Genomic DNA, 21,746 nt, shown 5'->3' on the forward strand with positions numbered 1-21,746 from the left:
GTTCCGGCGTACCTGTCGTCCGATCCGGGTAGAGCATTCACAATGGGTCGACTAGGTTTGTCACGGGCGATGTAGATCGACGTTGCTGGGCGGCACGTCAGCCAGAAGTTCACGCCGTCGGAGCATATGCGTTGAGGAGGTCATCGAGTGTCGCCAGAGGTTGGTGAGCTGTTCGAGGATGGCCGCTTCCCTTTGTCCGCTGCTCAGATGAATATCTACCTCGCCCAGCAGCTGGCACCGGACGTGCCGTTCACCATCGCCCAATACGTCGACATTCGCGGCGATATCGATCCGGCCGTACTGATCCGAGCCACGGACATCGCCTGCAGGCAACTCGAATCGCCCGCAGTGCGGATCGGACTGCACGATGGTCATCCGTACCAGTGGCGAGACCTCCGGGTGCCGTACGCAATGATCTATCGCGATTTCCGAGACCGCGAGAATCCCGTCGAGGATGCTCAGCGCTACATGGACGAGCAGTACCGTCGCCCCGTCGATCTGGTTCGCGATCAGTTGATCGCCTCCGAAATAATCCAGGTGAACGATGGGCACTACTACTGGTACAGCCGCGCCCACCACATCGTCATGGACGGACTCGGCGCGATCTCCGTCCAGGAACGCACCGCGGCCGTGTACACCGCGTTGACCGAGGGCACCGAAATTCCCAAGACGCGCGCCATCGGCGTCCGCGAGATCTACGACTACGAGGCCGCGTACCCCAACTCCTCCCGCTACGACACCGACCGCCAGTACTGGCTCGGCCGACTCGACGGCCACCTCGACGCACCCCGGTTGGCCGGCAACACGTACACGCGCGCGGCACCGAGCGGCGTGACGGTGAGTGTGGGGGCCGTGCTGGACGCAGACCTCACCGAAGCCGTGGCAGCCGTGGCACATCGGTACAACAGCTCCGATGTGCCCGTCGTACTCGCGACGTTCGCGCTGTATCTCGCGCGCATGACCGACACCGACGACGTGATGCTCAGCCTGCCGGTATCGGGCCGAGCCACCACCAAACTGCGGGAATCCTCCGGCATGATGTCCAACGTCGTGCCCCTGCGCATCGGCGTCGAACAGGGTGTGACCGTCGAAGAACTCCTCCGACGTATTCAGGTGGAACTCACCGGTGCGCTGCGCCACCAGCGATTCCGCGTCGAGGACATGCAGCGCGAGACCGGCGGCGGCACCGGCAGCGCCGCCGCTGGACGCGGAGTGTTCGGCCCCACGGTCAATATCATGATGTACAACAGCACAATTCGGCTCGGCGATGTCATCGGCGAATACCGCGTGCTCTCCAGTGGACCGATCGACGACATGATGGTCAACGTCTACCCCGGAGTTGCCGGCACCAGCACCCGCGTCGACTTCCTCGGCAACCCGGCCCTCTACTCCACCGACGAGCTCGCAGCCCATCACCGCCGGTTCCTGGTTCTGCTGCGTGCGGTGGTGAATGCCCCTGAGGGCCTTGCGGTATCGGAACTCGATGTGCTCGACGCCGAGGCTGAATCAGCGTTGCTGACTGCACGTCCAGCGGACACGGTGTCGCCAAGGCCGTTGCCGGCGCTGCTGCGACGTGGGACGGTGGTGCGTGCCGCGGGTGTCGACCAGTCCAGTGAGGACTTCGCCAGGGTCGCAGAACACATTGCTGCCCAACTGGTCTCGCTGGGTGCGGGCATCGAGAAGCGCATCGCCGTGGCGATGGAACGCTCCTACGAATCGCTGCTCGCCTCGTGGTCGGTGTCCACGGCCGGAGCCTCGTTCGTTCCGCTCGACCCCACCGAGCCCACCGAGCGGCTGGCCACGGTGCTGGCCGGCGCAGACATCGAGTTCGGTATCACCACCAAGGATGTGCTGGAACAACTTCCGAGCACCATCGAGTGGTTCGATATCGAGGATCTACTCGACGCGAACGAGCGCGCGCTGGTGCCGCCGGCGCTGCACGTCGACAACGAGGCCTACGTCATCCACACGTCGGGATCGACCGGAAAACCCAAGGCCGTCAGCGTCACTCATCGCGGCCTGGCGCAACTGGCCGACAGCGTCGTCGAGCGATATGCCGTCACCGCCGACTCACGAGTGCTGCACCTGGCCTCGCCCGTGTTCGACGCCTCCATCCAGGAAATTCTTGCTGCCTTCGCGGCGGGTGCCACCCTGGTGATCGCCCCAGCCGATGTCTACGCCGGGCCTGCGCTCGCCGCGTTCCTAGCCAGCGAGAAGATCACGCATCTGATCACCTCGCCGACGGTGCTGGCGACACTCGACCCGGAAGATCTGCACTCCATCGAGGTCTTCGACGTCGGCGGCGAAGAGTGCCCACCCACATTGCGGGACCGGTTCGCCACTGCTGAACGAACGATGTTCGACGCCTACGGCCCCACCGAGACAACGGTATTGGCGATGCTGTCTGCCCCGATGGTCGTCGGTGAGCGCGTCACCATCGGCTCACCGCTGCCGGGTGTTCGCGCGCTGGTACTGGATTCGCACCTGCGGCCCACGCCCCACGGAGGCGTCGGCGAGCTGTATCTCGGCGGCGACGGACTCGCCCGCGGATACGACGGCCAACCCGGTTCGACGGCGACGCGGTTCGTTGCCGACCCGGGCGTGGCGGGTGCGCGGCTGTACCGGACGGGCGACATCGTCCGGTGGTTGTTCGACGGGTCGTCGCTCGAATACCTGGGCCGCTCCGACCATCAGATCCAATTGCACGGGCGTCGGCTCGAACTCGGCGAGATCGAAGCCGCAGCAACCTCATTCGCTGGAGTGACCGCGGCCGTGGCCGTCGTTCGCGACGACCGACTGGCCCTGTACGTCACCGGTGCCTCCGACGGGCTCGACGACCACCTGCGGAACCGGCTGCCGACGTGGATGATTCCTCGCCACATCGTCGTTCTGGACGCACTGCCGATGACGGCGGGCGGCAAGGTCGACCGCCGGGCACTGCCGGCCCCCACCGAGCCGACGGACACCGAGTACGTGCGGCCGCAGACCGAGACCGAACGCGCTGTCGCCGCAGCGTTCGCCGACGTCCTCGGCGTCGAGGAGGTGGGGCGTGAGCACTCCTTCTTCGAGCTCGGCGGTGATTCGCTGAGCGCCACCCGAGTTCTCGCTCGCCTCGGCTCGGGAGTCTCGCTCACCGCATTGTTCGCCGACCCCACCGTCCGCGCCGTCGCGGCCGCCATCGATTCCTCGGCCGAGCGTGAAGTCTCGCTCGACCTGCTCGATACCGTTCTGCCTGAGCATGTCCCGCTGTCGTACGCGCAGCAGCGCCTGTGGTTCCTCAATCAGTTCGACCCCACATCGCCCGCGTACAACATGCCCATCGCCATCCGGGTCGCAGCGTGTAGCGATGCGTCACTGGTTCTGACGGCACTGCGCGACGTCGCCGAACGACACGAAGCGCTGCGCACCTACTACCCGGACGACGGCGACGGTCCACGGCAGGTGGTGCGGCCCACCGACACCGTGCTGGTCGATGTACCGGCCCGCACTGTGCCCGAGCATCATCTCGACGACTCCGTCGCGGCTATTGCCGGGCAGGGATTCGACGTCGCTGCCGACGTGCCCATCCGGGCAGCGCTGATGAGCGTGGAGGAGTCCGGCGACACGGTGGTCGTCGTGGCAGTGCACCACATCTCGATGGACGGATGGTCCCTCGACCCACTCGTACGCGACTTCGCGTTCGCCCACGCATCACGCACGGCCGGTCACGCCCCGACATGGCCACGCCTACGTGCGCAGTACAGCCAGTACTCGGTGTGGAACCGGGCATCGGTGGATGCGGTTGCCGACGAACAACTCTCGTTCTGGACCTCGGTGCTGGGGGAGCGCGACACCGCGTTGGCGGAATTGCCGTCCGACTTCCCCCGGCCCGCCGTGCAATCGATGACCACCGACGCGGTTCCGTTAGAGATCGGGCCGGACCTGCATGCGGGAATCCGTGAGCTGGCGCGGTCGAACAACGCAACCACGTTCATGGTGGTCCATGCCGCGGTGGCTGCGGCCCTGAGTCGATTCGGCACGTCGAACCGTGTGGTGGTCGGATCGCCGACGGCCGGGCGAGGCCACGAAGCCCTCGACGAGATGGTCGGAATGTTCGTCGGAACACTCCCTCTCGCAGTCACAGTGGACCCGGCCGGCAGTTTCGCCGACCTGCTGGATGCCGTCCGTTCCGCAGACCTCGACGCCTTTTCTCACTCGGACGTGCCGTTCGAGCGCATCGTCGACGCCGTGACCACCGATCGATCGCTGGACCGGCACCCGCTGTTCCAGGTGATGCTGGCATTCGACAACGCACCGCACCGATCGGTCGACGACCTGCCGTTCTCGGTGCTGGAGATACCCACTCGCACCTCCGAGTTCGACCTCAATCTCGTGCTGGAGGAATCCTGCGCCGGACATGCCGAGTCGGCCGGTCTCGTGGGGCAGATCGAATATGCGCTGGATCTGTATCAGCGGGCCACCGTCGAACAGTTCGCATCCGCGGTGACGGCAATCCTGCATGCGGCGGTGTCGGACTCCGCTTTCGTCGTCGGCAACCTCGCTCTCGCCGATGCGCCGACGCAGCCGGCCGAATCCGACACCGGCACGCTCCTCGACGTGTTGGTCGGTGGCACAGCAGATTCGGTGGCGATCGATGGCCTGGAATCGTTGACGTACTCCGACCTCGATCGCCGATCCAACCGGATCGCACGACTGTTGATCGCCCACGGTGTGGGGCCGGAAACCCTTGTCGCGTTGTCCCTCGAACGTTCGGCCGAGTACATCGTGGCGCTGTGGTCCGTGGTGAAGGCCGGCGGAGCATTCGTACCGGTGGATCCCCGCTACCCGGAGGCCCGTCGGGAGCAAATGCTGGGGCCCATCGAAATCGGCTTCGGCGGAACGGAACCGGGTGTGCGGTGGGTCGAGGAGAGCCACGCACAGACGTTCAGCGACGCGCCACTGACCGACGACGAGCGACTGGCGACGCTCGAACCCGCGCACCCGGCGTACGTGATCCACACGTCGGGTTCGACCGGCACACCCAAGCCCGTCGTCGTGACGCATCAGGGTGTGTATTCACTGGCACAGCAGGTGGTGTCGCGCTACGGAGTCGAAGCGACGTCCAGGGTGCTGCACGGATACTCGGTGAACTTCGATGCCGCGGTGCTCGAGCTCGTCCTCGCATTCGGGGCCGGAGCGACCATGGTGATCGCCCCGCGTGACCTACTCGGCGGTGAGGAGATGGCAGCCTTCCTCGCTGAGCACCGGGTGACTCACTACCTGTCCACGCCCGCGGTTCTCGCGATGGTGCCGCCGGTGGACGCCGTCGAGACCGTCGCCGTCGGCGGAGACGTGCTCGGTGCCGGAGTCGTCGACGCGTGGTCGCCCGGACGGTCGATGCTCAACGCTTACGGACCCAGCGAAGCCACGGTGGTGGCCACTCTGGCCGAGTCGCTGCGCGCCGGAGAGCCCGTCACGATCGGCCGCCCGTTGGACCACGTCGGAGCCTTCGTGCTCGACGACCGATTGCGGCCGGTGCCGCTCGGAGGCGTTGGAGAGCTGTATCTCGCGGGGTCCGGAGTAGCTCGCGGCTACCGAGCCGATCCGGCGTCGACTGCCGCGCGCTTCGTCGCAACCGACGGCGGTGCCCGGATGTACCGGACCGGCGATCTTGTTCGACGTGAACTCTCGCGACTGCTCGACTACCGCGGTCGGCGCGACGAACAGGTGCAGATCAACGGTGTGCGCATCGAACTGGGCGACATCGAGAGTGCGCTGACGGCACATCCCGGCGTCAGTGCAGCAACAGCACTCGTGGTCGACAACAGAATTCACGCCTGGGTGGTGGGAATCAGCGAGTTCGACGCGGCCCAGTGGCTCCTGGACCGGCTGCCGCTGTCGATGCAGCCGGCCGTCATCACGTCGATCGATCGTCTTCCGTTGACCAGCAATGGAAAAGTGGACAAGGCCGCTTTGCTTCCGGCGGTGCCGTCGGACTCCGAGACGGGGGCCGGACGCACGTTGACGCAGGACGTCATTCTCGGAATCTTCGCCGACACGTTGGGAATCGACGTGCCGGCCGTCGACAGCAATTTCTTCGTCCTCGGGGGAGACTCCCTCGCGGCCACCCGCGTCGCCACGCGCATCAGTGCGGTGCTCGGCGTTCGGGTTCCGGTGCGGACGGTGTTCGAGGCCCCCACCGCGACGCAGCTCGCGTCGGCGATCGAGTTGTTGTCCGACAACTACACCGCGCTCCCTGCGCTGGTCCACCGCGCGGATGCGCGCTCCTACTCCGGCCTCGCGCCGGCCGAGCGACGCATTTGGCTGCAGAATCGATACGACCCGACATCGGCGGCATACAACATCGCCTTCGAGGTGACGCTTCCGGAAGGCCTCGACCTCGAGGTGCTACGCGCGGCGGTTGCCGATGTGCTGGAACGCCATACGCCGCTCCGAACGGTGTACCCGTCGACGGGCGACGGGCCCGTTACCGTTGTCCTCGATCCGCAGATCGTGCTCTCGACACTGGACGACGCCCATGCGGGTATCGGCGGGGTGGCGCAGCAGGGCTTCGACCTGACCGTCGAGGCACCGCTGCGACTGATGCTTGCGCAACGTCGCGGTGAGCGCGTGCTGACCGTCGTCGCCCACCACATCGCGGTCGACGGCCTGTCGCTACGCCCATTGAGCCGCGACATCGAGACGGCTCTGCTGTCTCGAACGGCCGGAGCTACACCGCAGTTCACTCCACTCGCCGTCGACTATCCGGACTACCGCGTGTGGCAACGCGACGTCCTGGACGCGGTCGCCTCCGACCAACTCGACTTCTGGCGTCGCACGCTGGCCGGCCTGCCGGAATTCCTCGACCTGCCCACCGGCACTCCTGACGCCGAGCAGGAGGCGTCGGGAGTCCAGTTTGCCGTCGACGCAGACACTCTCGCGAGTCTGCGGTCGCTCGCGCATCGACTGGGCGCGACGGTCTTCGTCGTCGTCCACGCGGCGCTGGCCGCGGTACTCGCCGAGTCCAGCGGCACGCGGGACATCGCCATCGGAACCCCAGTATCGGGTCGAGCAGATCCGGCGCTCGACCACCTCGTCGGCATGTTCGTCGGCACCGTCGTCCTGCGGACCGACGTCGATCCGGCGACGACGTTCGAGGACTTCGTCACCGACGTGCGCAATCGAGACCTCGATGCCTTCGCGAACTCGGACGTCCCGTTCGAGTGGGTGGTGGACGCGGTGCAACCCACCCGCGCCGTCGACACGCACCCACTGTTCCAGGTGCTTCTGGCTTTCGGTGATATCAGCACGCCCACGATCGAATTGGGCCCGAGCGCCGTCAGCCCGCGACGGGTGGACATCACGGCGACACAATTCGATCTGGAATTTGTCGTCGAAGAATCCGAAGCCGGGCTGCTGGGCACTCTCGCGTACTCCGCCGACCGGTTCTCCCGGGCGGTCGTCACCGGACTCGCGGAACGTCTGACCACGGTGTTGCACACGGTCGCCGCGGCACCGGACCTTCGGCTCGGCAGCGCAGAATTCGGTCAGGGTGGATCGGCGGTCGTGTCCCGCCGAGACGGTACGGCCGATCAGTCCACACTGGCGCAAGTATTCGTGCGGGCGGCGAGTAGCTGGCCCGACAACATCGCGGTGGTCGACGATGCACGATCGGTGACCTACGGCGAGCTGGACAGGCAATCGAATGCACTGGCCGACAACCTCGTCCGGGCCGGAGTCGAGCCGGGATCTCTGGTGGCGATCGCCCTGCCACGGTCTATCGAGTACCTCACCGCGATCTGGGCCGTGGCCAAGACCGGTGCCGGATTCCTCCCGATCGACCCGTCTCAGCCCGCCGCGCGAGTACGGGAGATTCTCGACCGCGCGGCCCCCGCGACGGGAATTGCGTCCGTGGACTTCCACTCGGCCGGAAGCGACTGGCTGACGGTCGATGGTGACGAGCTCGACCACTTCCAGATACGCGCAGTCCCCGTCGACAGCACGGCGTACGTCGTCTACACCTCGGGATCGACCGGGGCACCCAAGGGCGTGCGGGTGACGCACCGCGGCATCGCGAATCTCGTTCAGAGCCAGCGAGACCTGTTCGGCGTCGAGCCGACCTCCCGCGTGTTGCAGTTCGCGTCACCGAGTTTCGATGCGTCGATCTTCGAGACGCTGATGGCCGTCGGTGCCGGTGCGAGCGTGGTGATCGTACCGCCCGACGTGCACGGAGGACGCGAGCTCGAAGCGCTCATCGACCGGTACCAGGTGACCCACGCTTGCCTCACCCCGACCGTGCTGCAGGTGACCGACTCCGCGGCCCTGCCTTCTCTTCGTGTTGTCGTCATGGCCGGCGAGGCTGCCAATTCTGCACTGCTGCAGCGATGGTCGCAGGATCGCTCGGTGTTCAACGCGTACGGGCCCACCGAGGGAACCGTCATGAGCACCTGCACCACGCATCAGCGGGACTGGGCATCGGCTGCGGTGACCATCGGCGAACCGACCCTCGGATTCGACACGGTGGTTCTCGATGCCCGTCTGCGACCGGTGGGCACCGACGTCGTGGGGGAGCTGTACCTGGGCGGTGCCGGTCTGGCCGAAGGGTACGTGGGCGACGCTGCGTTGACGTCGAGCAGCTTCGTCGCCAATCCCTTCGGTGACGGCAGGCTCTATCGCACCGGCGATCTGGTGCGGTGGGTGACACGCGAGACCGGACGCGAACTCGAATACCTGGGCCGAGTGGATTCGCAGGTGAAGATCCGCGGCCATCGCGTCGAACTCGCCGAGGTCGAGGCGGCACTGCTGCGTCACCCCACCGTGCGTCAAGCCAGTGTGATCGGGCATGCGAACTCCTTGGCCGCCTACGTGGTGGGTGCGGTCGAACCGCGAGAGACTCGCGACTTCCTGGCGAGAACAGTGCCCGCGTACATGGTGCCCAGCACCGTGACCGTCGTGGATGCACTGCCGATGACGTTGTCGGGCAAGGTCGATACGAACAGGCTGCCCGAGCCGGCAGTGATGTCGACCGAACGGCGCGCGCCGGTCTCGTCCACCGAAGTACTCGTACACACCGTGTTCTCCGACGTACTGCACCTCGCCGCCGACGACATCGGCATCGACGACAACTTCTTCGACCTCGGTGGGCATTCCCTCTCGGCAGTGCAGGTGATGGACGCCCTCGGCGACAAACTGAGCCGTCGAATCCCGATCAGTGCATTGCTCGAGCACCCGACCATCACAGCATTGGCTGCGCGCCTCGACATGGACGACGGGGATGCCGAATCGAGTGGCGCGTTCGATGTGCTGCTGCCGCTGCGGACCGACGGCGTGGGCGAACCCCTGTTCTGTGTGCACCCGGCCATCGGAATCGCCTGGAGCTACCTGTCGTTGCTCGGGGAGACGGACCGCCCGGTGTACGGGCTGCAGGATCCGGGCATCTCGAACCGTGACGCTGCGCCGTCGTCGATCGAGGAGTTCGCTTTCGTATACGTGCGGATGATTCGAGATGTGCAGCCGCACGGGCCTTACCACCTGCTGGGGTGGTCGCTCGGCGGTGTGATCGCCCACGCGGTGGCCGTGCAGTTGCAGTCGGAAGGCGAAGACGTCGGGTTGCTGGCGCTCGTCGATGCGCAACTCGCAGCACCCGACGACGCCGAGGAATTCGGCGTCGACGATCTGGCTCGTCAGCTCGGGGTCGAGGCGACGTCCTTCGAGGGCATCGTTGCCGAATTGCGGAGTACGCGAACCGAACTGACATTCCTCACCGAGGACGATTTACGTGCCATGTATAGACCGGTCGTCTCCGCTGCCAGCTGGGTCGCGTCGTACCGGCCGGCGGTGTACGCGGGCGATGTTCACTACTTCGCTGCTCGTGGCTCGGACGGCGCGAAGCACTGGACGGCTCTGGTCGACGGGCCGATCTCGGTGACAGAGGTCGATGTGGAACACGAAGACATGCTGGGCGAGCAGGGCGCCCGTGCACTAGGCCGAGTGATCGGTGCCGATTCTGTGGGGAAGGGTGTGGCGTGATGAACCAACAACTGGAGCCGTTCGTCGATGATGTGCGAGCGCATTACGACCTATCGGACGATTTCTTCGCGCTGTTCCTCGATCCGAGCATGACGTACAGCTGCGCCTACTTCGAGCGTGACGACATGACGTTGGAGGAAGCGCAGACGGCCAAGATCGACCTGGCGCTGGGCAAGCTCGATCTGAAGCCGGGCATGACTTTGCTCGACATCGGTTGTGGCTGGGGAGCTCTCGTCAAACGAGCGGTGGAGAAGTACGACGTCAATGTCATCGGTCTGACGTTGAGCCGAAACCAGTACGACCGTGGTCGCGCGCTCGTCGCGGATCTCCCGACCGATCGCAACGTCGACATCCGGTTGCAGGGTTGGGAAGAATTCGACGAGCCCGTCGACCGGATCGTCAGCATCGGCGCGTTCGAGCACTTTCGACGTCAGCGGTATTCGGCGTTCTTCGCGAAGTGCCGTTCGGTGTTGCAGCCGGGTGACCGAATGTTGTTGCACACCATCGTCATCACCCCGCCCGACCCGGCCTCCGGGGGTGGACTCACGCGCGAGGATGCGCACTTCTCCCGCTTCATCCTGCGCGACATCTTCCCCGGTGGGCAGTTGACGTTGGTCAAGGTGGTGAAGGCGAAAGCGGCCGAAGCGGGATTCGAGTTGCTCCGCGAGCATGCGCTGGGACCGCACTATGCACGGACACTCGACACGTGGGCCGAGAAGCTGATCGCATCCAAGGACGAGGCCATCGCACTGTCGTCGGAAGCGACCTACGACAAATACGTGCAATACCTCACCGGGTCGTCGGAGCGATTCAAGAACTCGCGCATCAACGTCGTACAGTTCACCCTCGAAGCGGGAGACACGCCTGCCGAGTGATGTTGAGACCGCGCTCGTACTCCCAGGTCAGATTTCCAGCATCAGTGCGCGGTGATCGGAAACCTCGGGCTCGGCCACGATCTCGAAATTACGCACAGCCGCGGTGGACGAGACCAGAACATAGCTGGCATGACGTACCGGTTTGGTGTAGCTCGATGCCCGGGTATCGGCGTTGCCGACGAGGTCGACCATCCCGTGTTCCCTTAGCACGTGGAACGTCGTGCTCGACGGAAGGAGATTAAGATCACCGCAGAGAACTGCGACATCACTTGTGCCACAGGCTTCTTCAACGATCACCGCTAGTCTGCGGGCCTGCTCGGCGCGGGCGGGGGTGTCCTGTTTACCCGCCGGATCTCGAAGGCCGTGCAGCTGGATTACGGAGACTGTCTTCCCACCGAGACGGTCTCGGACTGTCACTGTGAGTGCTGAGCGAGGTCGGTCCTCGACATCCCAGTCCGTGTAGTCGACGAACTGCGAGTGCACGAATCGGGCGTCGAGCCCGATAACGGGAATGTCGTCTCGAACCCATGTTGCGATGCCGAAGTCCTGTCGCAGCCGAACGCCTTCGTCGTCGGTCACCGGACCTGCGTCGTTCGCAACGAAATATGGGGTGTATCCGGGCAGTGCGGAGGACACGTCATCGAAGAGGTTCAACCGTTGCGGGAGCGTCCTCTCACCGTCTGCGAAGGTAGCCCATCCCGACCTCTGTGGAGTGCGCGTAACTTCTTGCAAGCAGACGATGTCTGCATCGACGGCGCGCAGCCAGGGTAAGAGCTCGTCGTACATCGCTCCACCCCAAGCGTTGACCGACACCACTCTCACAGACCAAAAGTACCCCAGCGGGTGGTCGAAGCGAACCGAAAATTTGCGCAGCAACTCTTGACTGCACTTTTCAACTATGTACTCTGGCTAACGACAATGGTCGTGTGCATCTCGTTTTCGTCGTCCGGTCCGAGTGAATCTGCTTCTGATGTCGGAGGATCCATGCAGACAGTTTTCTGGGCACCGCGTTTTGCGGCTGTGTATTTCCTCGCGGCTCTCGCGTCGCTGGTCCTGTTCACTACCATCGGCGCGAACATGGCGATAGCGGCACCGCTGATCCTGGCCCTCGTAGGGATGGGAATCGCTGTGTTGATTCGTAGTCGCACCGGTTCGTCCGTGACGCGTTCCTGAAGCCGGCTTGCAGAGCCGGGACTCACACCGCTGGATTACGCGGCGTCTTTTCAGGTGGTGGTTCGTACGTTGTTCGGCCCGGTGACTCGTCGGCGGACTCCTCGACATCCGCTCGACGGATGCCACGACCGATCCACACGGCGGCGAGCGCGCCGATCAGCAACCACACGGCAACGAAGCCGAGAACCCACCACACGAGCCGAATTCGTTGCCGGGCACTGGTTGGATGGGTGCGAGTTTCGGCCGAAGTCGTAGCGCTCGCGGCAACGTTCACCCAAACCGCAGCTGCGCCATTCCGGCGGTCATCGGCTCCGCTTTTGGAATCATGGCGACCGAGGTCGCGACGACTCCATACGGCCAGACAGTGGGCTGAGCGTTTACGCTCGCTGACCCGAAAGAGGAACTAGACAAACGTTATGCGCCCGCAGTGGCACCAGTAAGTTCGAGGATCAATGCGCTGGTCCGGGTGGTCATCGGGCCGCCCCAGCTAGTGGAATGGCCATGACATTCCGGTTGACGGTTGGTGCATAACGCGAGAAATGCTCCTCCTCGTGTGGGCCCGCAGAGATGGGTTGGTCGTGTGCAAGGCTTTCGCAGCGCGCGTGCACGTGTCATCTGTGCCACGATCGAGCCGCGAAGAGGTGCCCCGCCCCAAATGTTCGTCGACGAGGAATGCCCACCATGAAGATTGCTCGACTCGGTGTTGTCAGCGGACTGTTCACCGCCCTGGTTCTCGCGTTCACCGCGACGTCCGCTGGCACCGCAACCGCGGCGCCACTTCCGGTCGTCGGCCCCGGTAGTGGGTTCGTCACCACCGGAGGCCTCGACGATCTCACCGTCTGTTCCATCGCGGCCGTCGGCTACGACGACGCGGGCCGACTCGTCGCCCTCACCGCCGGCCACTGCATCCTTCGGTCGGGACTCCCCGTCACGCTCGTCGGATCGCCCGCGGCCCCGGTCGGCACTACCGCCGTCGGACATTGGGGGCCGGATTACGGCGTCATCGTTCTCGACCCCACCAAGGTGACACCCGTCAACAGTCTGGGTGGAATCACCGTCACCGACATCGGTACCGCGTCGGTGGGGCAGCCCGTCTGCAAGACCGGGCTCGGCAGCGGAGTGACATGCGGAAGCATCGTCGACGCCCGCGGCAGCGACCTGATGTCCGACGCGCTCACCGTCTGGTCCGACTCCGGTGGGCCACTGGTCGTCGGCACCACCCTCGTCGGGATCACCAGCCACGCATCCGGGGTGCCGCTGATCAGCCCTACCGCGTACGCGTCGGCAGCGGAATCCGTTCGGCTGCTGAATCAATCGGGAGAGCCGGGAGCCGGCTTCCGTCCAGTGTGAGCCGGGTTGGCCGGCCGATCGCTGCGCGCAACAGCGCGTAGTGAACTACCGTCCGATAGGTGGACTTGGGAAAAACCGGATTCGGAGATCGAATCAACAGGCTGTTGACGCACCATGCCGACAGGGCCGGCGAGTCCCTCAACACCTACGCACGTCGGGCAATCATCACTCGGCTCGTCACCGAACTCGAACGAGAGTCCTCACCGGAAGTGGCCGCCGTGCTCGCGGACGCCCGTAGTTTCGAGTACGAGAACATCGAGTTGTCCGATCCCGATTCGACGTCACTTCCGCAGACGTACTTACAGATCGGCGACGTCGACCGTCTCGCCGCGGTACGAGCTACCGGCATGATCGGCAGTTCTCGTGACGAGCAGTTCGACAAACTGGCCCGGATGACATTGCGAGCCATGGGAGCACAGGGTGCGTCGATCTCGTTCGTCGACGATCACACACAATTCATCAAAGCCAGCGTCGGAACATCGGGAACGGCAGCGCAGCCACAGACCGTAGCGGTGGAACGGTCGGCATGCCGTGTCGTGGTGGAAGCCGGCGAAACGCTGGTGGCGCAGGACATTCGAGAGCACGCGCTATTGAGGGATCACGCGACTGCGGATCTGATCGCCTATATGGCAGCGCCGATCAAGTCCGACGCTGGGTTCACCGTCGGAATGCTGGATGTGTGGGACTACCGACCACGTAAATGGACGTCGGGCCACGTGAAGACCCTCGAAGACATCGCCTGGCTCATTCAGCAGCGAATTCGTTGACAGCGGCCCTGTTTCGACAGTGACAATGCTTGCGTTGCACGCCGGATGAAGGTGAAGGGTGATATGTCTTCGGTGTACGAAATGTCGACTGCCGAACGGCGTCACCGCTCTGAGGACATGAAATTTGGAAGGACCGGATATCGAGTCGAACTCGCGCGGATCGACGATGACGATATCGACACCGCAGTCAGTGAAAGCCCGCTTCGGGAGGAACGTATCGGATCGAATACGGAGCAACCCTGTTCGTACGATCCTCACCGTTCTCTTCGACGTGCTCGCCGCCGCCATCGGCGTAGCCGAAGGTGTCCACTGGAGCTCCGGCAGCGTCGCTGCGTTGGGTTGGTACCCATGGTTGTTCGTGCCCACGGTCATTGTGCTGCTCGCGTTGAGAAAGCTCTACCGACGTGGGCTTCGACGAAACTTCATCGATGAAATCGGCCCGGTTCAATCCGCCGTCGCTTTCGCGACCCTGATCACGCTCGCTTTCATACTGGCCATCGAGACTCCCTATCGCCCAGGTGTGGTCATGGTCCGTGTGTGGCTGTGCGCAGCTGTTGCGCTCGCGATCGCGTGCCTGGCACGGGCATGGGGGCAGCGCTGGCTTCGCGCGAAACACCATGCGAGTGCACCGACGGTCATCGTCGGAAGTGGTCCCGTCACAGAGCAACTGGCGCGCAGAATGAAGCAGTCCTCCGAGTACGGGATGGATCTCGTCGGGACAGTCGACTCTGTGTCCGTCGTCGATCCATTAGTGCAACAGGAGCTCTCGTATCTGGGACCGCTCACCGACCTGACTCGAATAGTCCGAGCGCATCGGGTGGAAGAGGTGGTGATCGCGTTCGCGTCGGCTCCGCACGAACAAATAGTCGACGCGATCCGTGCAGCACAACATGCCGGTGCCCGCGTCTGGCTCGTACCCCGCATGTTCGACACCGTGCGGAATGCACGCGCGCATAGAGCATCTGGGCGGGCTGCCCCTGATGGTGTTGCGGCATGTCGATCCGAGGGGGTGGCAGTTCGTCCTCAAGGGCGCACTGGACCGGGTCGCTGCCGGACTGGCTCTGCTGCTGCTGTCGCCGGTGTTCCTTGTGCTCACCGTGCTGGTACGGGCGAGTTCCCCCGGGCCCATCTTTTTCGCGCAAGAACGAATCGGCCGAGACGGAGTTCCGTTCGACTGCTTGAAGTTCCGATCCATGCGGCCACCACGTGACTCCGATGCAGACTTCGTCCGGACCGAGGGAGCGGCACCCGGCGGTGTGGAAGGTGTGGATCGACGCACCAGGATCGGCAAGATCATGCGGCAGACCTCGCTCGACGAGCTGCCGCAACTCATCAACGTGCTGCGCGGCGACATGAGCTTGGTAGGCCCCCGTCCCGAGCGGCCGGAATACGTCGACCTGTTCGCAGCGCAGATCAGACGCTACGGAGAGCGACATCGCGTCAAAGCGGGTCTCACCGGATGGGCTCAGGTGAACGGACTACGCGGTCAGACCCCCATCGCGGATCGTGCGGAATGGGACAACTACTACATCGAGAACTGGTCCCTCCGGCTCGACATCAAGATCGTCTTTCTGACGTGCATCGCCGTGCTGAAGAGGTCGGAAGACTGACCCAAGCGTCCGTCATCGGCCTTCCGCCGCGCGTACGCGTGCGGCCTCGCGGACCGCGCCGACATTCGCCTTGCCCTGCCGCGATCCGGCGAGCTTGGCGGCGATGTGATCGCGTACCGACACCGGCTCGTAGGGCAGGCCGGAATCCGCGTCCAGGTGCGACGGCAACGTGGAGATCACCGCGTCGACATTGCCGTCGTGGAAGAACGCTGCAGACCGCCGACGCACGATGGTGCCGTCGACGACGGGTGGCTTGACGCGATGCAGAGTGGACAGCCACCGGTCGTTGGTCAATCGCGCAGTGAGGTCTCCCAGGTTCACCAACAGCGCTCCGTCACGAGGAGCGACGTCGTGCCACACGCGGTCGGTACCCAGCACCTGAAGACCGGCCACCTGGTCGGCCCACAACACCGTCACGATCCCGAAATCGGTGTGCTCGCCCATCCCGGTGAGGTCACCGTCGAGGGTGACCATGCCCTCGGGCAGGGCGTAGTTGTTCATCCGCAGCACGTCGATCGAGTGGTCGGTGAGCGTGTCGAAGAAGTCGACCGGGAGTTCGAGCGCCGCAGCGAAGATTCCGGTGAGAGTGCGGGCGACCCGAGACGCCTCGGCGAAATAGCTGTCGACGTCGCGTCGGAAATCAGGCAGCTCGTCGGGCCACACGTTGATTCCGTAATCCGACTCGTCCAGTTCGAGGGAGTCGAAGGACCGCGCTTCGACCCCGACATTGAACGCCTCGAAGAAGTCGTTCATCCGCGACGCAGACTCGACTCCCACACTGAGGCTCAATGATTCGCTCTTGGGCGGGCTGTATCCGCGATTCGCGTCGGGTATCCGGTACTCGTTCTTGGTCGCAAGCGGCAAAGCGAAGAACGAGTCGATGGACCGCGCCAGACCGTCGAGCACCTCGTCTCCGATGCCGTGCCCGACGATTTGCATGAATCCGGAACGGGTGCAGGCATCGTCGATCTCGGCCACCACACGAGCTCGGGCTGCCGCATCGGCCGTACTGCCCGAGGCGAAGGGGCCGATGTCGATCGTGGGGATCTCGAACTCGTGTGCACGGTGATCGGACATCGGCGTTCACTCTCCTGGAGTCCTGGCTGCTGAGCCGACAATTTACCGCCTCAGCACGCACTTTCGCGCGTCGATGTCTCGGCAGCGATCCGGCGTGGGTCGTTTTCGGGCAGTGACTCGATGAGCACGCGACGCGGATGCGATGACGGTCCGGTGATCAGATACTTCTGACCGGGTCGCACTCGGGCGGCCTCTGCGACCAGTTCCGGATCGGTCGGCGTCCCCGTGTCGTTCTCTCGCAGTGCGTCGGCGACGATGCGGCGTGGGTCGTACTGCCTGAGATCCAACGACTCCCACTCGCTGCGGCGCAGCGGGACGCCCATCTCGGCCTCCGCTGTGCTGCGGGTGCTGTCGACGAAGTGCCGCAGCGTGCGCACCGCCCGTCCGAGTCGGTGGGCGTAGTCAGGCAGTCGTTGCGGGCCGAGGACGAACCCCGCAATGATCGCGACGAGCAACAATTTCTCGAATGTCAGGCCGAACATGATGAATTCTCCTGTGCAATAGCACGTCTGGACGATCGTCTGTCGTGTATCTCGGTGATCGCGAGAGCCGCGCCGAACAGGGTGACCATCGGCAGCGCGACGAGGAACATGGACAGCACGTCTGCCGCGGGGGTGACCAGAGCGCTGAACAGGGCGATCGCCACCACGCTGACACGCCAACTGCTGCGCAGCCTGTCTGCGGAGACGATGCCGAGGCAGTTCAGCATCACCAACACTGCCGGCAGGACGAAGGCGATACCGGTTGCCAACACGATCTTCATGACGAAATCCACGTAGTACGACGCGTTGAGGATGGTGCTGTCCTCGTCGGACGAGAAGCCCGCGAGCACGCTCACCATACGAGGAAAGATGGTGAACCCGAATGCGCAGCCGGCGACGAACAGTGGGGTAGCGGCCGCAGAGAAGCCGAGAACGTACTTCTTCTCGCGACGGGTCAGTCCTGGAGTGAGATAAGCGAAGATCTCCCGCAACCACACCGGACTCGACACGATGACGCCGGTGAACAGTGCGATCCGCAGCTGGAGATCGAATGCGCCCGTGACGGTCTCGAAGTTGAGGCTGGCCTGGCGGGACAGCGCCAGTTCCTCGACGGGGCCGCGGAGGACGTCGAGAATCCGATCGGAGGTCGCGAAGCCGATCACGACGCCGACGAGCAGCGACACCGCCGCACGGATCGCACGGCGACGTGCCTCGCGCATGTGCCCGGCAAGGGGCATCGCACCCCGCACGGCGGTGGCTGCGGTCATGAGGCGTGTCGGTATGGAACCGGGACCGAGACGTCATCGGGCGTCGTCGATGTCTTCGTTTTGTCATCACGCACTTCGTCTTTGAGGATGCGCATCGACTGGCCCACACCCTTGGCGAGCGAGGGGAGTTTGGTCGATCCGAACACGAGCAGAACGATGGCGAGAACGACGAGGGCGTGCCATCCAGTGAGGTTGTGCAACATGATGTTTCCTTCGGTGGGTAAGGTCGGGGAGGGTCAGTTGGTGGGAGCGGTTCCGGCAGGTCCGCCGGCCGGGGGTGTGCCGCCCATCGGCGGTTGTCCGCCCCCGCCGCCCGCACCGCCGCCGGAAGGCGCTGCGCTCATGGCGGGTTCGGTGGTGGTGTCGATCGCGACTGCCAGCGAGCCGACGTAGCCGCTCGTGGGGTCGCCGGTGAAGGTGCCCATCTCCAGGTCGTAGCCGTCGCCGAACACGTTGTCGTTGTCGAGACTGCCGAGCTGGGCGAGGTTGCTCGCGGAGCCCGGATAGGTGTCGAGCTGGTAGATGTCGTTCAGGATCTCCTGCGGAAAGGCGACCTGCGACGTGGCAATTGCGTTCTCCGCGTTGGTTGCCGACGCTGCGTCGGGGTAGACCTCGAAGTGCATGTGCGTCCAGCGGCCGGAGTAGCAGCCGGGCACGATGGTGTCGAAGGTGGCGCTCCCGCTCGCATCGGCCGTCTGCACACCGCGCAGGTACGTCTCGTCCTCGGCACCCTCGGAGTACATCGAGTACTTGCCGTTCGCGTCGCACTGCCATAGGTACACCGCTGCCCCCTCGAAGGGGCGGTTGTCGTTCGCCATGTCGGTGAGAGTGAACGTGAACGACAGTGGGACACCGCTGACCGTGGTGCCGCCGTCGAGGCTCGACGTCACGTCGCGGCGAACGATTCCCGATTCTTCGAGAACGTTGACGCCGTTGGTGCCGTCGGCGGGATACGGGCCGTTGGTCTCCTGCGGAATCTCGCTCGTGGCCGAGGCAGCGGTCGCCGTCGTGGATGCAGCTGTGGTGGTGGTACTTCCGGCGTTGGACGAACTCGAGCACGCCGCGAGGGCGAGTGCTCCGGCACCGGCTCCGACGATGCTCAGAACACGGCGACGGGTCAGAAGGGTGGTGATGTCGAACGCGGCACCCTGATCGACCACCTCCTCGTCGGGACGGTCGAGCAGTCGACCTTCGTACGCGAGTCCGTCGGGGGTGTTCGTGGGTTCGGGAATGCGAGGCATCGCGCTCTGTCTCCTTCGATGTGGCACTGGATGTTTCGGTAGTGCCAATACTCTGCGGAGATCCGGGGAGAACCCTGGGCTCCGGCTGGGAGGTTCCTGGGAGCCCGATTTCGCGGTTCAGGGAAGCTAAGGCTAACCTCTAGTCACTACCCCGACATACAGGACTTTTCATGACTCATCGTGTACTGACCAGCCTCGCTGCCGCGGTGCTCACCTCACTGGCCCTGGTGAGCTGCAGCTCGTCCGATGCCAACGACGCTTCCGCCCCCGCCGCGTCGTCCACCGACTCGTTTCCGTTGACAGTGCAGCACATGTACGGCGAGACCACACTCGATGCCGTGCCCGAGCGGATTGCCACGTGGGGCTTCGGCACCACCGACGCCGTGCTCGCACTGGGTGTGGTGCCGGTGGCCATGCCGTCGGCCGAATACGGCGGCGGCGACGACCTGATCTATCCGTGGATCTCCGACGCCATCGAGGCGAGCGGTGGCCCCGCTCCGACGTTGCTGGACAACGTGACCGACGCATTGACGGTCGAGAAGGTGCTCGCCGCCGACCCCGACGTTCTGCTCGCCCCGCATTCGGGTCTGACCCAGGCAGAGTACGACGCGGTGACCGCCGCCGGCATTCCCGTCATCGCCCCGCCGGAAGAGCTGTGGTCTACGCCGTGGCGCGATGTCATCACCACCACGGGCGACGTGCTGGGCGTGCCGGATCGGGCTCGTCAACTCGTGGCCGATCTGGACAAGCAGGTCACCGACGCAGGCTCGCAACACCCCGAGTTCGACGGCCGCACAATCGCTTACGTGTCCGAGGCCGCAGATGTCTACTACCTGCTGCTGCCGTCCGACCCGCGAGTGGAGTTGCTCGAGAATCTCGGCTTCACCTCGGACCCGTCGGTGACGGCCCTGGCGAGCGGTGACTCGACGTTCTCTACCACCGTCTCGGCGGAGAACATCTCGAAAATCGACGCCGACGTGGTGTTCACTCAGGTCGACACCGACGCTGCACTGGCCGAATTCACGGGTTCACCGGTGACGCGGCAGATCCCGGCCGTCGCCGGGGGAGCAGTGGCAGGATTCGTCGGCCAGGAAGCCGGGGCCGCAGTAGGCCCGACGGCACTGTCGATTCCGTACTTCCTGCCGACCCTCGTCGACGGACTCGCTCGGGCTACCGCGGTAGCCGGGAGCTGACGCGGCAGCGATGCGGGTAGGGATTTGGTTTGGCGGCGTGGGGATTCCCCCCATGACACCGACTCCTCAAGGGCGTTCTCGGCGAACATGTTTGACGCCGTACAGATTTTCGTCCGCGCGGGCGAGGATGTCCGAGACAGACTCCTGCGGATCCGTGGACTGAGCTGTTCCGACGCTGGCGTAGGGCAACGACTCGGTGGTGATCCGGGCGAACTCGTCGACCACATCACGGCTGTGCCCTGTCAGGAGCGCCGCGAACTCGTCACCACCCAGACGAGCGATCACGGCGTCGGAGGGAGCTGCGCGGGTCCAGGACTGCGCCAGATCGATCAGCAGTTCGTCACCCGCACGATGTCCGCCCGAATCGTTGACGGCCTTGAAATTGTCCACGTCGACGATCACCACCGCGACCGGAAGCTCCGCAGTCCTGCTGCCTGCCACCTCGGCCGCGGCCATCTCCCATCCCGCCCGGTTGAACACTCCGGTCAGAGGATCGGTGCACGACGCCACGATGAGAGCCTTGGTCACCACACCGAACGCCTCGCCTGCGGCAATCACCGCGACGCCGAAGATCAGGTACGAAATTGGATACATCGGAGCAGGAGAAACCCACACCGCAGACAGCACACTCACCACGAGCACGCCGACCAGCACTCTGCCGGGTCCGTCCCGATGGAACGCACGGATGTACATCGCCAGAAACATCGCCGCGATCAGACACTGGCTCTGCGCCGCCGCGAGCCGATGGAACGCCATCACCGCGGGTGTCGCCACCATCGCCGCGGCCAGGGCAAGCCGAAGCGCCACCGCGGTACCGGGTCGAACCCACAGCACCACCACGCCGGCCGCTCCCAGACCGACAGCTACGACACCACCGGTGACATCGGACGTCACCCGGTCGCCGTGAGGCAGCAACGTCAAGATCACCCCTACTGCATAGAGACCGGTTGTGGCCAGCAGAAAGTACATCAACAGCCGCGTCCGTAGACCCGCCGTACCGTGCACCGAACTCGGATGCGGAACGTGAGGGAACGAGGGCATGGCCAATACCCTGCCAGGGCGCACGGCACCTGTCTCGACCACGACCCCGCCGTTCCGTTGCCTGCGACGATTTTCGCATCGGACGAGCTCATCGGCGGCGGTGAATGCCGCCACAGCGTGCCCGCTTTTTCGGCTGATCGTGTTGCTGGTGCAGGAAAAGTA

The 21,746-nt window shown here is 64.7% G+C and carries 15 protein-coding genes and 1 pseudogene; 8 read left to right on the forward strand and 8 right to left on the reverse strand.

Annotation, left to right across the window (positions count from 1 at the left end):
* The first annotated feature begins 147 nt into the window (after positions 1 to 147).
* Positions 148 to 10,008 (forward strand): non-ribosomal peptide synthetase, encoded by a 9,861-nt coding sequence (locus tag K414_RS0108165; protein ID WP_027495503.1) that lies wholly within the window; start codon positions 148 to 150, stop codon positions 10,006 to 10,008.
* The gene (locus K414_RS0108170) at positions 10,008 to 10,883 is read left to right on the forward strand and encodes a cyclopropane mycolic acid synthase family methyltransferase (protein ID WP_027495504.1); all 876 of its coding nucleotides are present in this window, start codon (positions 10,008 to 10,010) and stop codon (positions 10,881 to 10,883) included. The genes K414_RS0108165 and K414_RS0108170 overlap by 1 nt, the downstream gene beginning before the upstream one ends.
* A 27-nt stretch (positions 10,884 to 10,910) precedes the next feature.
* Here the strand turns inward: K414_RS0108170 and K414_RS0108175 are convergent, their stop codons facing one another.
* The gene (locus K414_RS0108175) at positions 10,911 to 11,705 is read right to left on the reverse strand and encodes an endonuclease/exonuclease/phosphatase family protein (protein WP_027495505.1); all 795 of its coding nucleotides are present in this window, start codon (positions 11,703 to 11,705) and stop codon (positions 10,911 to 10,913) included.
* A gap of 162 nt (positions 11,706 to 11,867) precedes the next feature.
* On the opposite strand from K414_RS0108175, the gene K414_RS0108180 reads away from it, so the two are divergent.
* On the forward strand, positions 11,868 to 12,056 hold the full coding sequence (locus K414_RS0108180; protein WP_139278405.1) for a hypothetical protein: 189 nt from the start codon (positions 11,868 to 11,870) through the stop codon (positions 12,054 to 12,056).
* Between the two features lie 22 nt (positions 12,057 to 12,078).
* Here K414_RS0108180 and K414_RS29055 read toward each other — a convergent pair whose 3' ends face one another.
* On the reverse strand, positions 12,079 to 12,252 hold the full coding sequence (locus tag K414_RS29055) for a hypothetical protein (RefSeq protein ID WP_161631784.1): 174 nt from the start codon (positions 12,250 to 12,252) through the stop codon (positions 12,079 to 12,081).
* 485 nt (positions 12,253 to 12,737) lie between these two features.
* On the opposite strand from K414_RS29055, the gene K414_RS0108190 reads away from it, so the two are divergent.
* The 4 genes and pseudogenes from K414_RS0108190 to K414_RS29540 all read left to right on the forward strand — a co-directional run bounded on the left by K414_RS0108190 (position 12,738) and on the right by K414_RS29540 (position 15,783).
* Positions 12,738 to 13,406 (forward strand): hypothetical protein, encoded by a 669-nt coding sequence (locus K414_RS0108190; RefSeq protein ID WP_051365334.1) that lies wholly within the window; start codon positions 12,738 to 12,740, stop codon positions 13,404 to 13,406.
* Between the two features lie 59 nt (positions 13,407 to 13,465).
* Positions 13,466 to 14,173, forward strand: coding sequence for a GAF domain-containing protein (locus tag K414_RS0108195; protein ID WP_027495508.1), 708 nt, complete (start codon positions 13,466 to 13,468; stop codon positions 14,171 to 14,173).
* A 166-nt stretch (positions 14,174 to 14,339) separates the two neighbouring features.
* Positions 14,340 to 15,032, forward strand: a pseudogene (locus K414_RS29535) (sugar transferase); the annotation flags it as partial.
* Between the two features lie 82 nt (positions 15,033 to 15,114).
* Positions 15,115 to 15,783 (forward strand): exopolysaccharide biosynthesis polyprenyl glycosylphosphotransferase, encoded by a 669-nt coding sequence (locus K414_RS29540; RefSeq protein ID WP_237606156.1) that lies wholly within the window; start codon positions 15,115 to 15,117, stop codon positions 15,781 to 15,783.
* 12 nt (positions 15,784 to 15,795) lie between these two features.
* On the opposite strand, the gene K414_RS0108205 is transcribed toward K414_RS29540, so the two are convergent.
* The 5 genes from K414_RS0108205 to K414_RS0108225 are packed head-to-tail and all read right to left on the reverse strand — an operon-like array spanning position 15,796 to position 19,350.
* Positions 15,796 to 16,860, reverse strand: a complete 1,065-nt coding sequence (locus K414_RS0108205) for a 2-oxoglutarate and iron-dependent oxygenase domain-containing protein (protein ID WP_027495509.1) — start codon at positions 16,858 to 16,860, stop codon at positions 15,796 to 15,798.
* 50 nt (positions 16,861 to 16,910) lie between these two features.
* Positions 16,911 to 17,342 (reverse strand): twin-arginine translocase TatA/TatE family subunit, encoded by a 432-nt coding sequence (locus tag K414_RS0108210; RefSeq protein WP_027495510.1) that lies wholly within the window; start codon positions 17,340 to 17,342, stop codon positions 16,911 to 16,913.
* A complete protein-coding gene (gene tatC, locus K414_RS0108215) occupies positions 17,330 to 18,109 on the reverse strand; it encodes a twin-arginine translocase subunit TatC (protein ID WP_027495511.1) in 780 nt (259 codons plus the stop codon). Before tatC ends, K414_RS0108210 begins: the two co-directional genes overlap by 13 nt.
* Positions 18,106 to 18,312 (reverse strand): twin-arginine translocase TatA/TatE family subunit, encoded by a 207-nt coding sequence (gene tatA / locus K414_RS0108220; RefSeq protein WP_027495512.1) that lies wholly within the window; start codon positions 18,310 to 18,312, stop codon positions 18,106 to 18,108. The genes tatC and tatA overlap by 4 nt, the downstream gene beginning before the upstream one ends.
* 33 nt (positions 18,313 to 18,345) lie before the next feature.
* Positions 18,346 to 19,350 carry a 3,4-dioxygenase subunit beta gene (locus K414_RS0108225; protein ID WP_027495513.1) on the reverse strand — a complete coding sequence of 335 codons (1,005 nt, stop codon included), beginning with the start codon at positions 19,348 to 19,350 and terminating at the stop codon, positions 18,346 to 18,348.
* 170 nt (positions 19,351 to 19,520) lie between these two features.
* On the opposite strand from K414_RS0108225, the gene K414_RS0108230 reads away from it, so the two are divergent.
* The gene (locus K414_RS0108230; protein WP_027495514.1) at positions 19,521 to 20,543 is read left to right on the forward strand and encodes an ABC transporter substrate-binding protein; all 1,023 of its coding nucleotides are present in this window, start codon (positions 19,521 to 19,523) and stop codon (positions 20,541 to 20,543) included.
* 66 nt (positions 20,544 to 20,609) lie between these two features.
* Here K414_RS0108230 and K414_RS0108235 read toward each other — a convergent pair whose 3' ends face one another.
* Positions 20,610 to 21,584 (reverse strand): GGDEF domain-containing protein, encoded by a 975-nt coding sequence (locus K414_RS0108235; RefSeq protein WP_161631785.1) that lies wholly within the window; start codon positions 21,582 to 21,584, stop codon positions 20,610 to 20,612.
* Positions 21,585 to 21,746 lie beyond the last annotated feature (162 nt).

This window comes from Rhodococcus sp. JG-3, assembly GCF_000482405.1.
Lineage (GTDB): Bacteria > Actinomycetota > Actinomycetes > Mycobacteriales > Mycobacteriaceae > Rhodococcoides > Rhodococcoides fascians.

What these genes read in the sequence shown, in the direction of transcription:
- tatC (WP_027495511.1), bottom strand. Translation starts at nt 18,109, where the DNA reads ATGACCGCAGCCACCGCCGTGCGGGGTGCGATGCCCCTTGCCGGGCAC.
- K414_RS0108190 (WP_051365334.1), top strand. Translation starts at nt 12,738, where the DNA reads ATGAAGATTGCTCGACTCGGTGTTGTCAGCGGACTGTTCACCGCCCTG.
- K414_RS0108180 (WP_139278405.1), top strand. Translation starts at nt 11,868, where the DNA reads ATGCAGACAGTTTTCTGGGCACCGCGTTTTGCGGCTGTGTATTTCCTC.
- K414_RS0108170 (WP_027495504.1), top strand. Translation starts at nt 10,008, where the DNA reads ATGAACCAACAACTGGAGCCGTTCGTCGATGATGTGCGAGCGCATTAC.
- K414_RS0108230 (WP_027495514.1), top strand. Translation starts at nt 19,521, where the DNA reads ATGACTCATCGTGTACTGACCAGCCTCGCTGCCGCGGTGCTCACCTCA.
- K414_RS0108210 (WP_027495510.1), bottom strand. Translation starts at nt 17,342, where the DNA reads ATGTTCGGCCTGACATTCGAGAAATTGTTGCTCGTCGCGATCATTGCG.
- K414_RS29540 (WP_237606156.1), top strand. Translation starts at nt 15,115, where the DNA reads ATGCACGCGCGCATAGAGCATCTGGGCGGGCTGCCCCTGATGGTGTTG.
- tatA (WP_027495512.1), bottom strand. Translation starts at nt 18,312, where the DNA reads ATGTTGCACAACCTCACTGGATGGCACGCCCTCGTCGTTCTCGCCATC.
- K414_RS0108205 (WP_027495509.1), bottom strand. Translation starts at nt 16,860, where the DNA reads ATGTCCGATCACCGTGCACACGAGTTCGAGATCCCCACGATCGACATC.
- K414_RS0108225 (WP_027495513.1), bottom strand. Translation starts at nt 19,350, where the DNA reads ATGCCTCGCATTCCCGAACCCACGAACACCCCCGACGGACTCGCGTAC.
- K414_RS0108235 (WP_161631785.1), bottom strand. Translation starts at nt 21,584, where the DNA reads ATGCCCTCGTTCCCTCACGTTCCGCATCCGAGTTCGGTGCACGGTACG.